This is a genomic window from Dactylosporangium sp. CA-139114, assembly GCF_050955725.1.
Classification (GTDB): domain Bacteria; phylum Actinomycetota; class Actinomycetes; order Mycobacteriales; family Micromonosporaceae; genus Dactylosporangium.
Genome location: NZ_CP192080.1, coordinates 1,260,230 through 1,274,595, shown reverse-complemented (window position 1 = coordinate 1,274,595; position 14,366 = coordinate 1,260,230). Strand labels below are relative to the sequence as shown.

14 protein-coding genes are annotated in these 14,366 nt (G+C 74.2%); 7 read left to right on the top strand and 7 right to left on the bottom strand.

Translation table 11 applies throughout. The annotated features are described in order from the left end of the window. Positions 1–2,436 (top strand): aminopeptidase N, encoded by a 2,436-nt coding sequence (gene pepN, locus ACQP2P_RS05775; protein ID WP_433613899.1) that lies wholly within the window; start codon positions 1–3, stop codon positions 2,434–2,436. On the opposite strand, the gene ACQP2P_RS05770 is transcribed toward pepN, so the two are convergent. Continuing rightward, the gene (locus ACQP2P_RS05770; RefSeq protein ID WP_433613898.1) at positions 2,426–3,520 is read right to left on the bottom strand and encodes a glycosyltransferase; all 1,095 of its coding nucleotides are present in this window, start codon (positions 3,518–3,520) and stop codon (positions 2,426–2,428) included. The genes pepN and ACQP2P_RS05770 overlap by 11 nt on opposite strands. 98 nt (positions 3,521–3,618) lie before the next feature. On the opposite strand from ACQP2P_RS05770, the gene ACQP2P_RS05765 reads away from it, so the two are divergent. Beyond that, entirely contained in the window at positions 3,619–3,975 is a 357-nt protein-coding gene (locus tag ACQP2P_RS05765) for a YciI family protein (RefSeq protein ID WP_433613897.1), read from the top strand. Between the two features lie 13 nt (positions 3,976–3,988). Then, positions 3,989–5,239, top strand: coding sequence for an RNA polymerase sigma factor (locus tag ACQP2P_RS05760; protein WP_433613896.1), 1,251 nt, complete (start codon positions 3,989–3,991; stop codon positions 5,237–5,239). A 42-nt stretch (positions 5,240–5,281) separates the two neighbouring features. Here the strand turns inward: ACQP2P_RS05760 and ACQP2P_RS05755 are convergent, their stop codons facing one another. The 3 genes from ACQP2P_RS05755 to ACQP2P_RS05745 form a co-directional block, all read right to left on the bottom strand. After that, the gene (locus ACQP2P_RS05755) at positions 5,282–5,941 is read right to left on the bottom strand and encodes a DUF2306 domain-containing protein (protein WP_433613895.1); all 660 of its coding nucleotides are present in this window, start codon (positions 5,939–5,941) and stop codon (positions 5,282–5,284) included. 71 nt (positions 5,942–6,012) lie between these two features. Continuing rightward, entirely contained in the window at positions 6,013–6,675 is a 663-nt protein-coding gene (locus tag ACQP2P_RS05750; protein ID WP_433613894.1) for a response regulator, read from the bottom strand. Further along, positions 6,647–8,002: an MFS transporter gene (locus tag ACQP2P_RS05745; protein WP_433613893.1), complete on the bottom strand. Its 1,356-nt coding sequence runs from the start codon at positions 8,000–8,002 to the stop codon at positions 6,647–6,649. Before ACQP2P_RS05745 ends, ACQP2P_RS05750 begins: the two co-directional genes overlap by 29 nt. A gap of 137 nt (positions 8,003–8,139) precedes the next feature. Here ACQP2P_RS05745 and ACQP2P_RS05740 point away from each other — a divergent pair, with 137 nt between their 5' ends. Together ACQP2P_RS05740 and ACQP2P_RS05735 are read left to right on the top strand one after the other, a co-directional pair. Next, positions 8,140–9,501: an FAD-dependent monooxygenase gene (locus tag ACQP2P_RS05740; protein WP_433613892.1), complete on the top strand. Its 1,362-nt coding sequence runs from the start codon at positions 8,140–8,142 to the stop codon at positions 9,499–9,501. Between the two features lie 303 nt (positions 9,502–9,804). Further along, positions 9,805–10,470, top strand: a complete 666-nt coding sequence (locus ACQP2P_RS05735) for a permease prefix domain 1-containing protein (protein ID WP_433613891.1) — start codon at positions 9,805–9,807, stop codon at positions 10,468–10,470. Positions 10,471–10,497: 27 nt separating this feature from the next. On the opposite strand, the gene yidD is transcribed toward ACQP2P_RS05735, so the two are convergent. From yidD to ACQP2P_RS05720, 3 genes are all read right to left on the bottom strand, one after another. Further along, complete coding sequence (yidD, locus tag ACQP2P_RS05730) at positions 10,498–10,941, bottom strand: membrane protein insertion efficiency factor YidD (protein ID WP_433613890.1); 444 nt, start codon at positions 10,939–10,941, stop codon at positions 10,498–10,500. Positions 10,942–11,184: 243 nt separating this feature from the next. Beyond that, positions 11,185–11,616, bottom strand: coding sequence for a hypothetical protein (locus ACQP2P_RS05725; RefSeq protein WP_433613889.1), 432 nt, complete (start codon positions 11,614–11,616; stop codon positions 11,185–11,187). Between the two features lie 122 nt (positions 11,617–11,738). Then, positions 11,739–12,497, bottom strand: coding sequence for a helix-turn-helix domain-containing protein (locus ACQP2P_RS05720; RefSeq protein ID WP_433613888.1), 759 nt, complete (start codon positions 12,495–12,497; stop codon positions 11,739–11,741). A gap of 67 nt (positions 12,498–12,564) precedes the next feature. Here ACQP2P_RS05720 and ACQP2P_RS05715 point away from each other — a divergent pair, with 67 nt between their 5' ends. Together ACQP2P_RS05715 and ACQP2P_RS05710 are read left to right on the top strand one after the other, a co-directional pair. Beyond that, positions 12,565–13,101 (top strand): DUF4240 domain-containing protein, encoded by a 537-nt coding sequence (locus ACQP2P_RS05715; protein WP_433613887.1) that lies wholly within the window; start codon positions 12,565–12,567, stop codon positions 13,099–13,101. Between the two features lie 214 nt (positions 13,102–13,315). Beyond that, a complete protein-coding gene (locus tag ACQP2P_RS05710) occupies positions 13,316–14,266 on the top strand; it encodes an AAA family ATPase (RefSeq protein WP_433613886.1) in 951 nt (316 codons plus the stop codon). Positions 14,267–14,366 lie beyond the last annotated feature (100 nt).

Here is a 14,366-nt window from a genome sequence, read left to right as displayed (position 1 = left end):
ATGACGAGCCTGACCCGCGGCGAGGCGATCGAGCGAGGCCGGCTCATCGCCGTGCGCTCCTACGCGATCGAGCTGGACCTCACCGAGCCGGACACGTTCACCTCGCGCACGGTCGTCGAGTTCGTCTGCTCCCGCCCCGGGGCCGCCAGCTTCGCGGAGGTCAAGGGGGCGCAGGCCGTGCGCGTGACGCTGAACGGCCGCGAGGCACCGGTCGCGGACGGGCGGGTGGCGCTGGCGGACCTGGCCGCCGAGAACCGGCTCGAGGCCGAGTTCACCGCGCGGTACTCCCCCAGCGGCGAGGGCATCCTGCGCTTCACCGACCCCGAGGACGGCGAGACGTATCTCTACGGCCAGGCCCCGCTCGACGACGCCCAGCGCATGTTCGTCTGCTTCGACCAGCCCGACCTCAAGGCGCCGATGACCCTGACGGTCCTCGCTCCCGCACAGTGGACGGTCCGGGCGAACGCGCCGGTGGCGGCGCGCACCGGCGGCCGCTGGGCGTTCGAGCCGACGCCGCCCCTGTCCACCTACCTGTTCAGCTTCGTCGCCGGCCCCTGGCACGTGCTGGAGCGCGAGCACGACGGCATCCCCCTGGCCCTGCTGTGCCGCCGCAGCCTCGCCGCCGGCCTCGACGCCGACGCCGACGAGCTGTTCGCCGCGACGGCCGCGGCCTTCGACCGCTACCACGAGCTGTTCGGGGTGCGGTACCCGTTCGCCAAGTACGACCAGGCCTTCGTGCCCGAGTTCAGCGGCGGCGCGGTCGAGAACCCGGCCCTGGTCAACTACCGCGAGGAGTTCCTGTTCCGCGCGGGCGCGACCGACAGCGACCGGCACCGGCGCTTCGTGGTGATGGCGCACGAGATGGCCCACATGTGGTTCGGCAACCTGGTGACGCTGCGCTGGTGGGACGACGTGTGGCTGAACGAGGCGTTCGCGGAGATCATGGGCTGGCGGGTCGCGGCCGAGACCGGGCGGCACCCGTCCGCGGCGGCGGACTTCGCGATCTGGCGGGAGCGGTGGGGCCTGCTGGCCGACGAGCGCCCGTCGACGCACCCGGTCGCCCCGGAAGGGGTCTCGGACACGGCGGTGGCCTTCCAGAACTTCGACGGCATCTCCTACGCCAAGGGCGCCGCGGCCCTGCGCCAGCTCTCGATCGCGCTGGGCGACGAGGTCTTCCTCGACGGCCTGCGCAAGTACTTCTCGGCGTACCGGTTCGCCAACGCCGATCTGTCGGACTTCCTGGCCGTGATCGGCTCGGCGGCCGGCCGCGACCTCACGGGCTGGGCCGAGCTGTGGCTGCGCAGCACCGGCGCGAACACGCTGCGCGCGGTGCCGTCCCGCGGCGAGCCCGGCCTGCGGATCGAGCAGTCCGGCCGCCCGCTGCGCCCGCACCACCTGACCGTGGCGGCGTTCGCCTCGGACGGCTCGGTGACCCGCGAGCCCTGCGTGATCGACGGCCCCGGCGCGCTCGTGCCGGGCGTCACCGCGGCCGCCGGCACGGTGGTGCTGCTCAACGCCGGCGACGAGACCTACGCGAAGGTCCGCTTCGACCCGTTCAGCCGCGCGGCCCTGGCCGCGGTCCTGCCCGACCTGGACGACTCCCTGGCCCGCGCGGTGATCTGGGCCGCGATGACCGACGCCGTGCGCGACGGCGAGATCCCGCCGTCGCAGCTGCTGAGCCTCCTCGTGGCGGCCCTGCCCGCGGAGCGCCAGGAGGGCGTCTTCGACGAGGTCCTGGCCTTCGCCCGCGACGCCCTGGCCCGCCGCGGCCTGATCCCGTTCGCGCCGCTGGCCGAGGCGTGCGCGGCGGCGCTGTCGGCGGCGGCGCCGGGCTCGGGCCGCCAGCTGGCCACCGCGCGGGCGCTGGCCACCGTGGCCGGCGCGCCGGTGCTGCGCGCGTGGCTCACCGGCGGCCCGGGCATCCCGGACGGCCTGGTGATCGACGCCGACCTGCGCTGGTCGCTGCTGCTGCGCCTGGCCGCCCTGGGTGACGCCACCCCCGAGGAGATCGCCGCCGAGGAGCGCCGCGACCCCAGCGCCAAGGGGGCCGAGCGCGCCGCCGCCTGCCGGGCCGCCCGCCCCGCCGCCGAGGCCAAGGCCGCGGCCTGGGACGCGCTCGTGCACGACCCGAACCCCCGCCTCGCCGTCGCCAACGCCGAGGCGTTCTGGCAGCCGGGCCAGGAGGTGCTCACCGACCCGTACGCCGAACGCTACTTCGCCGACGTGCCCGCCATGCTCGAGGGCCGCTACCCGCTCGCGGCGCTGAAGGTGGTCCGGTTGGCGTTCCCCCGGTTCTCTCCGCGCGCGCTGGCGCCGGCCGAGGCGATGCTGCGCCGCACCGACCTCGACCCGCTGCTGCGCCGCGAGATCGCCGACGGCGCCGACGAGCTGCGCCGCTGGGACCGTGACCCTGACCGGGACCCCGTCACGCGGTGAGGGCCTCCAGGCGCTCGACCGCGGCGGCCGGGTCCGGCATCGCGGCCACCTCGGCGCGCAGGGCCTGCGCCGCGGCCGCGTACGACGGGCCGGTGAGCACCGTGCGCAGGGCCGCGGCCGCGTCGGCCCCGGTCGCGGCCACGGCGTCGAGGACCACGCCCACGCCCAGCTCCGCGCACCGGTCGGCGTTCGCGGGCTGGTCCGCGCCCATCGGCACCAGCACCATGGGCAGGCCGTGGGCGAGGGCGCCGACGACGGTGCCGGAGCCGGCGTGGGTCACCACCGCCGAGCAGCGGGGCAGCAGCGATGCCTGCGGGATGTACCGCTCCACCCGCACGTGCGCGGGCTGCGGGCCGAGCTCGGCGGGATCGATGCCCGCGCCCACCGTGACGACGAGCTGGATCGGCAGCGAGCGGAAGCCGGACAGCAACCGCGTGAAGAGGTCGCCCGACTCGGTGTTGAAGATCGTGCCGAGCGTGCAGTACACGGTCGGCGGGTCGGTCGGAGCCGGGGCCACGAGCTCGAACGGGCGCATCGCGAACGGGCGCCCGGGGATGGCGGCCGGGCGGAACGTCGGCGGCACCGGCGAGATCACCAGGTGCCGGTCCAGCATCGCCAGCGACGGGTCGGCGGGCAGGCCGTGCGCGGCGCGCGCCTCGTCGAGCAGGGCGGACAGGCCCGCGGGGCGGCCGAAGCCGCCGGCCGCCAGGACCACCACCGACGCGTGCGGCAGGCCCAGCGCTTCCGCCGCGATCATGCTGCCGAAGTCGGCCTCGTCGCACACGATCAGGTCCGCGCGCCACTGCCGCGCCACCGCGCCCGTCGTCGCCGCGCGCTCCCGGGCGATCCAGCCGCCGAAGCCCCCGACGAACTCGCGCTCCTCGCGGTCGCGGTCGACGGGCCGCAGGGGGCGGCGCTCGTCCGGCTCGTCCGCGCCGGCGGGGAAGCCCTCGAACTCCTTGGGCAGGACGCCGGGTCTGCCGGTGAAGGCGACGGCGTGGCCGCGGGCGGCGGCGGCCCGGGCCAGCGGGAGGAGCGGCTGGACGTGGCCGTTGCCGCCGGCGAAGCCGAACAGGATGCGCATGAAGATCTCCTGGAATATTCGTGGGGGCGTTGTCGAAATCCGCGGACCGAGCTCGACGCGGTGGTGAAGGCTACAGAAACCACGGAAGGGAACCCGAAATGCGCTACATGATGATGCACAAGCTGGACGACTCGAACCCGGCGCTGTGGCAGCCGACCCCCGCCTTCATCGAGCGGTTCGCAAAGTACATGGACGAGGTCAGCAAGGCCGGGGTGCTGCTCGCCGCCGAGGGCCTGCTGCCCAGCTCGGCCGGGGCGGCGACGATCTCCAAGCGCGACGGCGAGACCACGGTCGTCGACGGGCCGTTCGCGGAGGCGAAGGAGGTCATCGGGGGCTTCGGCATCGTGCAGGTGCGCGACCAGGCCGAGGCCGTCGAGTGGGCGCGGCGTTTCGCGGACCTGTTCGACCACGACATCGAGATCGAGGTGCGGCGGGTCTCCGAGTACGAGGGCTAGCTATGTTGGCCGGGTGAGCTCTTCCGGTACCGATGCCAGATCCGCGATCGAAGCGGTCTGGCGGATCGAGGCGGCGCGCGTCGTCGCGGGCGTCGCCCGGCTCGTCGGCGACGTCGGCCTCGCGGAGGAGCTTGCGCAGGACGCCCTGGTCGCGGCGCTGGAGCAGTGGCCGGCCGAGGGCGTCCCGCGCAATCCCGGGGCGTGGCTGATGACGACGGCGAAGCGGCGCGGGATCGACACCATCCGGCGGCAGCAGGTGCTGCACAAGCACCTGCCCGCCCTGGCCGGTGAGGAGCGGCTCGACGATCCGGCGCTGGAGGCGGTGCTCGAGCAGGAGCCCATCGAGGACGACCTGCTCCGCCTGATCTTCACCGCGTGCCACCCGGTGCTCAAGCCGGAGGCGCGCACGGCCCTGACCCTGCGCCTGCTCGGCGGGCTGTCCACGGACGAGATCGCGCGGGCGTTCCTGGTCCCGGACGCGACGATGGGCCAGCGCATCAGCCGCGCCAAGAAGGCCCTCACCGAGGCGAAGGTGCCCTTCGAGCTGCCCACGGGCGCGGCCCGCGCCGAGCGGCTGGCCTCGGTGCTGGAGGTCATCTACCTCATTTTCAACGAGGGGTACTCCGCGACGGCCGGCGACGACTGGATGCGCCCGGCTCTGTGCGGGGAGGCGATGCGCCTCGGCCGCGTGCTGGCGGGGCTGATGCCGGGCGAGGCGGAGGTGCACGGCCTCGTCGCGCTGCTGGAGATCCAGGCGTCCCGCGCGGCCGCCCGCACCGGCCCCGGCGGCGAGCCCATCATGCTGCTGGACCAGGACCGGCGCCGCTGGGACCGGCTGCTCGTGACCCGCGGCCTGCGGGCGCTCGAACGCGCCGAGGAGCTGGGCGGGGGCACCTACACGCTGCAGGCCGCGATCGCCGCCTGCCACGCCCGCGCCCGCACCGCGCAGGAGACCGACTGGGCCGAGATCGCGCGGTTGTACGCCCGGCTCGCCGCCCTCGCCCCGTCGCCGATCGTCGAGCTCAACCGCGCCGTGGCCGTCTCGATGGCGCACGGGCCGGCCGCGGGGCTGACGGTGCTGGAGCCGCTCCTGGAGGACAAGGCGCTGCGGGGGTACCACCTGCTGCCCTCGGTCCGCGCCGACTTCCTCTTCCGCCTGGGCCGCCGCGCCGAGGCCCGCGCCGAGTTCGAGCGCGCCGCGTCGATGACCCGCAACGAGCGCGAGCGCACCCTGCTGCGGGCCCGGGCCGAGGCCTGCGGATGACGTGACCGCGGACCTGCGCGTGCCCGGGCCGGCCCGGGATGGTCAGGTGCGGGGGCGGGGGCGGGCCGAGCGGCGGATGACGATCTCGGCGACGGCCAGGTTGAGCACCCAGGCCGAGATCAGCGCCACGCTGCGCCAGGCCGGGTAGTCCGGGCCCTGCGGGTCCAGCGGGATCAGGGGCAGGCTCGTGAAGACCTGGGTGCCGGCGCCCATGGCGAGGGCGTAGGCGCGGATCATCCAGGCCTTGTGCGCGTGGAAGTCGCGGCGGCGGATGGCGGCGAAGCCAAGGACGATCGAGACCAGCATGCCGATGCCCACGACGTAGCGGGCCGCGTTGGTCGCGGCGTTGTCGCCCCTCGGCAGGTCGTAGAAGGTGGTCATCCACAGGCCGGACAGGGCCACGGCCAGGCCGCAGAGCACCAGGACGCGGCCGGTGACGCGGTGCCACCGGCGGTGCCGGCGACGGAAGTGCGGGGCGAACTGCAGGGCGCCGAGGAACGCGTAGAGGACCGCGCCGACGATGTGGACGAGGACCGGGGCCGGCATGTCGACGAAGCGGGCGTTGGCCGCGGTGCGCTCGACGCCGCCGGTCAGCTGGGCGACCCGCACGCCGCCGGCCAGGGAGGGAACGAGGGCGAGCACGAACAGGCCGGCGATGATGGGCCAGTCGCGGGTGCGGGTGCGGTCGGCAACGGTCGTCATGAGCACCGATGGTGGGCTCCGCGCGGGCCGGAAACATCGATCCATGGGCCGGGGCCGGGCCCGACCAAAGTTCAGCTGCCGGGCCGGACCCGGTTCGTCTCGTAGGCCCACATCGCGATCTCCACGCGGTTGCGCACGCCCAGCTTCAGCATGAGGGCGGTCACGTGGGACTTGACGGTGCTGAGGGTGATGAACAGCTCGTCGGCGATCTCGTTGTTCGTGCGGCCGCGCGCCACCCGGGCCAGGACCTGCTCCTCGCGCTCGGTCAGCGGCTCGATCGGCCGGCGGGGCGGGGCCGCGGGGCCGTTGTCGGCGAAGGCGCGCAGCAGGCGGGTCGTGACGCTGGGGGCGATGAGCGCGTCGCCGTTCGCGGCCGCGTGCACGGCCTGGGCGAGCAGCGCCGGGCCCGCGTCCTTGAGCAGGAAGCCACGGGCGCCGGCGCGCAGGGCCGCGTAGACGTATTCGTCGAGGTCGAAGGTGGTGATGACGACGACGGCGAGGGGGTCCTCGACGCCCGGGCCGGCCAGCTGGCGGGTCGCCTCCAGCCCGTCCATGGCGGGCATCCGCACGTCGAGGAGGCAGACGTCGGGGCGCAGCCGGCGGGCCAGCTCGACGGCGCGGCGGCCGTCGGCGGCCTCGGCCACCACCTCGATGTCCGGCTGGGCGTTGAGGATCATCGTCAACCCGGTGCGGACGATCTCCTGATCATCCGCGACCAGCACCCGCACGCTCACCGGCCAATGCTACGGGCGGTGTCGAACCGTCAGATCCGCCGAAAGTACGACCGGCCACGGCGAGCGCGGCGAGGGCGGGGACGAGCGCGACCGCGAACGCGGCCAGGTAGGCGGCGGGGCCGGCGTCGACGAGCGCGGCGAACAGGGAGCCGCCGGCGGCGAGCGCGATGGTGGTCAGCAGCGCGTCGGCGACGGCGAGGGCGGAGCTGCCCGCGCCCTGCCGGCCCGGCTCGGACAGGCGCAGCACGAGCGCCGCCGAGACCGGCGACACCAGGCCCATGCCGAAGCCGGCGAGGCACCAGCCGGCGACGACGACGGCCACCGGTACAGCCGCCGAGACGACCGCCACCGCGGACAGCACGCCGGCCGCGATGCCCGCGGCGCCGAGCCGCAGCCGGGCCGTGTCGCCGAGGCGCCGGCCCGTCCGGGCCTGCAGCCACGAGCCGGCGGACCAGAAGAGCGCGCCGACGGTGACGCTCAGGCCGGCCAGCGCCGGGCTGAGGCCGCGCTCGCGGGTGAGGATGAGCGGGATGAACACGTCGGCCTGCATGAACGCGGCCCCGGCGAGGCCGCGCAGGAGCACGACGCTGGGCAGGCCCCGGGCGGCGGCGAGGGTGCCGCGCGGCAGCAGCCGCACCCCGCACACGGCGGCGACCACGAACCCGGCCGCGAGCAGGGGCAGCGACTCCTGCCCGCCGACGTAGAGCACGAGGGCCCCCACCGCCGCGCCGATCGACCACGGCACCCGCGAGGGACCCGCCGCGCCCGAGCCGCCGGCGATGCCGCGGATCCGCGGCCACACCACCGCCATCGCCGGGGCGGCCGCCAGCACCACCAGCAGGAACACCCAGCGCCAGCCGACGAACTGCACGATCAGCCCGGCCACCGCGGGCCCGGCGACGGCGGGCAGGACCCACGCCGCCGACATCAGCGAGAACACGCGTGGATGCTCGGCGGTGGGGTAGGCGCGCCCCACGACGACGAACAGCGCCACGTTCACCAGCCCGCCGCCGAACCCCTGCACCAGGCGCCCCAGCACGAGCACCCACATGTGCGGGGCCAGGCCGGCCAGCAGCAGCCCGGCGCAGAACAGCGCCACGCCCGCGGCGGCCGGGCGGGCCGGGCCCGCGCGGTCGCACCACGCGCCGGCCAGCACCATCCCGACCACGCTGGTCGCGAGGGCGCCGCCGAAGGCGAAGCCGTAGAGCGGGAGCCCGTCGAGGGCGCGGGCGACCGAGGGCATGGCGGCGGTGACCGCCACCGCCTCGAACGCGACCAGCGTGACCAGGGTCACGAGGCCGGCCGTGAGCGTGCGTCTGTTCTCCACGCGGCCCAACGTCGCACCTCAACAGGGCTTCAGGTCAAGCGAGATCATGATTTCACCACTCGTTGACATCGGTGTGCGGTTATGCCAACAATCGTTTGCCAACATGTGTTGGCAAACGTGATCCAGAAGGAGACGCCATGAGGACCGTCATCGCCGGGGCCGGCCCCACCGGCCTGCTGCTCGCCGGGGACCTGGCCGCCGCCGGCGCCGACGTGACCGTGCTGGAGCGCCGCGCCGGGGAGTCGAACCTGACCCGCGCCTTCGCCGTCCACGCGCGCACGCTGGAGCAGTTCGACGCCCGGGGCATCGCCGAGGACGTCATCGCCACCGGCACGAAACTGGCCCGGCTGCGGCTGTTCGGGCGCGTCTCGGTGGACCTGGGCGGGCTGCCGTCGCGGTACCCGTTCGTGCTCATCACCCCGCAGTACAACGTCGAACGCATCCTCGAGGAGCGCGCGCTCAAGGCCGGGGCGCGGATCGTGCGCGGCACCACGGTCACCGGCCTGCGCCAGGACGAGCACGGCGTCGAGGTGCGCACCGACGGCGGCACGTTCGCGGCGGACTGGCTCGTCGGGGCCGACGGCGCGCACAGCGGGGTGCGGGAGGCGCTCGGCCTGCCGTTCCCGGGCCGGGCCGCGGTCCGCTCGCTCATGCTCGCCGACGTCCGGCTCGCCGACCCGCCGGCCGACGTGATCACCGTCAGCGCGGTCGGCTCCGCGTTCGCGTTCGTGGCGCCGTTCGGCGACGGGTGGCATCGCGTCTTCGCCTGGAACCGCGGGCACCAGGTCGGCGACGAGGTGCCGCTGGAGATCGAGGAGGTCCGGGCCACGGTCCGGGAGGCGTTCGGCACCGACTTCGGGATGGGCGAGTGCCGCTGGCTCTCACGGTTCCACAGCGACGAGCGGCAGGTCGAGCGGTACCGCACCGGCCGCGTCTTCCTCGCCGGCGACGCCGCGCACGTGCACTCCCCCGCCGGCGGCCAGGGCATGAACACCGGCCTGCAGGACGCGGCCAACCTCGGCTGGAAGCTCGCCGCGGCGGGGGCGGGCTGGGCACCGGCCGGGCTGCTCGACACCTACCAGTCGGAGCGGCACGCCGTCGGCCGGACGGTGCTGCGCTCCAGCGGCGGCCTCATCCGCCTCGCGCTGCTGAGCTCGCGCGGCGCCCGGCTCGGCCGCGACGTGCTCGGCGGGCTGGCGCTGCACGTCCCGGCGGTGCAGCGGGGGCTGACCGGCACCGTGTCCGGGATCGGCATCGACTACCCGCACGCGCCCCGCCAGGCCGACGTGGACCTCGGCGGGGCGCGCCTCTACGAGCTGCTGCGCCAGGGCCGGCACGTGCTGCTCGCGCCGGAGGCTCCGCAGGGGTACGAGGACCGGCTCCTCCATGCCCCGCACGAGCGCCGCGTGCTGGTCCGCCCCGACGGGTACACGGCCTGGGCGGGCACCCAGGGAGATCTCGCGGTCGCGCTCCGCGCGCATCTCGGAGAGCCTCGGTGACGAATGACACCTAGCTCGGATGATCTCTTGACACGGGAGTGTTGATCGATGTGTCATGCCGGTCACAGAAGCGGTTCTCGTTGGGTTGCTGCCGCCGCATGGACGACACACACGGGGACGACGGAACGCTTGCGAGACGTGCCGGGCCCCGCGCCGCCACGGGGGGCCCGGCACCCTCTCACCCATGCAGCCCGCCCTCGCCCTCGCGCTCGAGGACGCCGCGCCGGACCTGAGGCCAGCACCCGGGGAAAGTCAGGGACAACCCGGACTGCCCGCCGCGCGCCCGGGCGGCATGCTGGGGAGGTGCTGACTGCCGGCCCCATCGACGCCTACGTCGCCTCGCTGCGCGGCGCCCTGCGCGGCCCCCGCGCGGCCAAGGCGGACCTGGTCACCGAGGCTCGCGACGGGCTCGCCGACGCCGCGCAGCGTTACGAGGCCGACGGCCTGGACCGCCTCGACGCCGAGCGGGCCGCGGTCGAGGAGTTCGGCCCCGTCGCCGCCCTCGCCCCCGAGTATCAGCGCGAGCTGGCACTGGCCCAGGGCCGGCGCACCGCGATCATCGTGGGCGCCGCGGTGGCGCTCCAGGCGCTGGTCTCCGAGGTGGCGTGGCGGCGCGCGGCGGTGGCGTGGAGCTGGGAGCCGGGCCGCGCGTACCTGATCCTGGCGCGCACCGTCGACTACGCCACCTACGCCGTGGTCGTGGGGGCGCTGCTGGCCGCGCTGGCGTGCGGGATCGGCAGCCGCTACGTCGACGTCGGCCGCCGGTTCGTGCGCGCGACCGGGATCGCCGCGATCGCCACGGTCGCCTTCTTCGTCGCCGGCGGCGTGCTGCTCTCGGTGTTCAGCCCCACCTGGGGTCACGGGAACACCGGCGGGGCGACCGATCTTTCGCTGGCCGCCTCCGCGATCACGTTCACGCTGCCGGCGGTGATGACCTTCTCCGGCCTGCGCTGCGTCCGTGCGTCCTAGAGCGTCTTGGAGCGTTCTCGAGACGCTCTAGGGCACCTGGTCGACGGTGCCGCGCGGCGTCGAGGGGTTGCAGCGCTTGATCCGCGCCGCGGTGAGCCGCGAGCCCTCCACGAGCCCGTAACGCTGGACCGCCTGCAGGCCGTAGTTGCTGCACGAGGGCACCTGGCGGCACTTGATCCCCAGATGCGGGGAGACGAAGCGCTGGTACCCGCGGATCGCTGCCATCCCCGCCCGCCCGGGCCCGCCCGGGTCCCGCCGCGGGGCGCGCGAGGGCGCCGAGATCGCCATGAGCGACAGCAGCGAGCCGAGCATGATGGGGCTGCAGTCGCAGACGTCGCAGTGCCAGTCCGGCCCGCAGTCGCCGTCGTCGCGCCGCTTCCGGTTCTGCTTCCGGTTGCGGTTCTGCTGCTGCTGCGCCCCCCGGTGCCGCCGCTTCGCCCGCCAGATCCCCACGTAATCCCCCAAACCCATGCCGGCGATTGTGACCACCGCCGCCGAGACGATCAAGGATCGGTCGCGGCTCCGACACGAAAACGCACCCGGATGGCCGACTTCGCGCGGGCGGCCGGGAATGTCCGGACAGTCCCGGACACCCGGACGAAGTCGAACAACCAAGTGCGTTTGTGCCGTAGCCGCGGGGTGTGGTTGGGTGCCCGGCCGGCGGGGCTGATCCGCCGGCCGGGCCGAAGCCACACCATGAGGTTCCGCGGTGCCTTACTTGGACGCGATCTCGGCGTCGCCACCGTCGGCGTGGAACTGGGTGCCCTCGGCGAACGCGGCGTCGAAGCGCTCCTGCAGCGCGCTGAGCTCGCTGAACTGGGCCTCGTGCGACGACTGGCTGCCCTCGGCCGCGAAGACGTGGTCGTCGGAGGTCGCGTCGTGCGAGTAGTTGGTGTAGTCGTCCGACTCGTAGTGCACGGCCGCCGGCGCGTCGTACTCGACGTGGTGCCCCTGCGAGAAGTCCGTCGAGTCCGTGTCGTGGTGGCCCTCCTCGTACACGCCGAACTGGCTGCTGGCGTCGGCCTCCGAGCCCGCGGCGTGGTGCATCTGGTCCAGCGAGCCGTGCTCCTGGCCGGCGTCGTACTGGCCGTAGTCGACCTCCTGGCCGCCGTCGTAGCCCGTGTCGCCGGTGTCGTAGTCGCTCATGGTGCGCTCCCCTTGGAAGGTGTTGGTGTGTGGCCTTGCATGAAGAACGGTACGGTCGCGGCCACCGCCGCGAATCCCGGAAACGTGCCACCACGTCGCCGCCCTGGTTCGACCCCCGCCGATCAGCGCCGCAGGGCCTGCGCGGTCGCCGGGTCGGCCGGGAAGAAGGACTCGATCGCCAGCTCCGCGACCGTCACGTCGTGCGGGGCGCCGATGACCGCGGTGATGCCGAAGAGGCGCAGCTCCTCCTCGCCGAGCCGGATGCGCAGCGGGACCACGACGTCGTGCGAGGCGGCGGGGGCCTCTCCCCCGGGGTACCCCTGCAGCTCCTGGAGCAGGTCGCGCAGTGCGGGATCGCCCGTCGCCGCGATCTGCCGGCGCAGGCGCGCGAACAGGTGCCCGCGCCACTGGTCCAGATTGACGATCCGCGGCGCGAGCCCCTGCGGGTGCAGCGACAGGCGCAGCACGTTGACCGGGCCGCGCAGCAGGTGCTCGGCCGCCCCCTCGGTGATGCGCAGCAGCGGCCCGTTGGCCTCGAGCAGGTTCCAGCCGCGGTCGACCACGACGGCCGGGTAGGGCTCGTGCCCGGCCAGCACCTGCCGCAGCGAGGCCCGGACCTGCCGCAGCGCCGGCCCGTCGAGGCCGTGCTCGGGGTAGGCGGGCGCATAGCCGCCGGCCAGCAGCAGGGTGTTGCGCTCGCGCAGCGGCACGTCGAGGTGCTCGGTCAGGCGCAGGATCATCGCGCTGGTCGGCCGCGCCTTGCCGGTCTCCACGCAGCTCAGGTGCCGAGTGGAGACCTCGGCCTGGTTGGCCAGCTCGAGCTGGCTGAGCCGCCGCCGCTCGCGCCACTGCCGCAGCAGCACCCCCACCTGCTCGCTCATGGGCGCAGCCTAAGCCGGGCCGCGCGCCGTTTCCAGGAGCTGCGGGGTCGTGCAAGACTTGCCTGCCGTGGACAGCGATACTTTCTGGTCGATCATCGACGGTGCTCGGTCCGCCGCCGGGGACCGCGTCACCCCGGGCTTCGCCGAGCGGTTCACGGCCGCGCTGCGGATGCGCCTGGCCACCCTCGACAAGAGCGAGCTGCTGGACTTCGACGCCCACCGCACCCAGCTGCAGGCCCGGGCCAACTCCTCGGCCATGTGGGCGACCGGCCGGGTGGTGGCCCGCTACGCCGACGCGTTCGTGGACGGGCTGATCGCGCGCGGCCGCGACACCTACGAGCGCGCGGTCGCCGACCCGGACGCGCTCGCCGACGACCCGGTGGTGCGGGCCGTGGCCGCGGGCGACCTCGCGGCGCACGAGCTGGCCCCGCGGGAGGTCGAGGACCTCGCCGAGGAGCTGTACGGCGAGACCGACGACTACCCGATGCTGCTGCGCGCCCGGACCGGGCAGGTCGCCCCGCTCGTCGAGGACGACTGGGACGACGATGACGACAACGAGGTACGCAAGCACCTGCCGAAGATCGCCGCGCTCTTCCTCAGGTGATCCCGAGCGGGCCGGTGCCCGCTCGGCCGTCGCGCCGGCTGCGACCAGCCAGCTCCATGGCCGCCACATGGCGCGTCCGAGGTTTCCTCCGGTTTCCCGATCAGGGCGGCCCGTTCGGGCGAATCCCTTCGGTACCGCCTGGGTAGCACGACGAAAAGGCCTGCACCAGGAGCGTGTTAGGCTCGCGACGCCTCACTACCTGGAGAGTTTGCGCATGAGCAATCACCGGTCGGTCGTCATCAACGGAGACCTCGGCAGCGGCAAGTCCACCGTCTCCGTCGCGCTCGCGAGCCGGCTCGGCCTGCGCCGCATCAGCGTCGGCGACATGTACCGGGAGATGGCCCAGCGCCGCGGCATGACCGCGCTGCAGCTCAACCTCCACGCCGAGCTGGACGACGCGATCGACAGCGCCGTGGACAGCCTGCAGACCGAGATCGCCCAGTCGGGCGAGCAGCTCATCGTCGACAGCCGGCTGGCCTGGTTCTTCTTCCACGAGGCGTTCAAGGTCCACCTCATCACCGAGCCGAACGAGGCCGCCCGGCGCGTGCTGGCCCGCCCGCACTCCGAGGTGGAGAACTACGCGTCGCTGGACGAGGCCAAGCGCAACCTGCACAGCCGCAGCGAGAGCGAGCGGATGCGGTTCCTGACGCGGTACGGCGCGGACAAGTACCGCCTGCGCAACTACGACCTCGTCGCCGACTCCACCCGCGCCAACCCCGACCAGGTCGTCTCGGCCGTGCAGGCCGCCTTCGAGGGCCGCCTGGGCACCGACATCCTGCGCGAGCGCCCGCCGCTGCTGCTGCTCGACCCGATGCGCATCTACCCCACGCGCGAGATCGACTTCGCGGACGAGACCCTCGCGCAGGAGCTGGCCGGCGCCGCCCCCGAGGACCTGGAGCCGCTGACGATCGGCCACAGCGGCCAGGACTACTACGTGATCGACGGCCACCGCCGCCTGAGCGCCGCCGTGCAGAACGGCGTGCACCTGGTGACGGGCAGCCTGCTCGCCGAGAGCGAGGAGGCGGTGACGAACCGCCTCAGCGCGAACGACTACTTCCGCACGCACGTGACGTCCGCGGTGATCGAGGCTTGGGAGCGGGCGCACGGCATCGAGCTGCCGGTGCCGGCGCACAACCCGGCCGAGGTGCACGCGGCCAACCAGTAACGCTTCCGCCTACCGCGACGGCCCGGTCCCTTCGAGGGACGCGGGCCGTTCGTCATTCCCGTCGACGACACACCGGCACCTTCGGACACGGCGGGCTCTT

Bases quoted from the DNA above. Each gene is read 5' to 3' on its own strand.
- ACQP2P_RS05725 (WP_433613889.1), bottom strand. From the start codon at position 11,616: ATGAGCGACTACGACACCGGCGACACGGGCTACGACGGCGGCCAGGAG.
- ACQP2P_RS05755 (WP_433613895.1), bottom strand. From the start codon at position 5,941: ATGACGACCGTTGCCGACCGCACCCGCACCCGCGACTGGCCCATCATC.
- pepN (WP_433613899.1), top strand. From the start codon at position 1: ATGACGAGCCTGACCCGCGGCGAGGCGATCGAGCGAGGCCGGCTCATC.
- ACQP2P_RS05710 (WP_433613886.1), top strand. From the start codon at position 13,316: ATGAGCAATCACCGGTCGGTCGTCATCAACGGAGACCTCGGCAGCGGC.
- yidD (WP_433613890.1), bottom strand. From the start codon at position 10,941: ATGGGTTTGGGGGATTACGTGGGGATCTGGCGGGCGAAGCGGCGGCAC.
- ACQP2P_RS05740 (WP_433613892.1), top strand. From the start codon at position 8,140: ATGAGGACCGTCATCGCCGGGGCCGGCCCCACCGGCCTGCTGCTCGCC.
- ACQP2P_RS05770 (WP_433613898.1), bottom strand. From the start codon at position 3,520: ATGCGCATCCTGTTCGGCTTCGCCGGCGGCAACGGCCACGTCCAGCCG.
- ACQP2P_RS05720 (WP_433613888.1), bottom strand. From the start codon at position 12,497: ATGAGCGAGCAGGTGGGGGTGCTGCTGCGGCAGTGGCGCGAGCGGCGG.
- ACQP2P_RS05765 (WP_433613897.1), top strand. From the start codon at position 3,619: ATGCGCTACATGATGATGCACAAGCTGGACGACTCGAACCCGGCGCTG.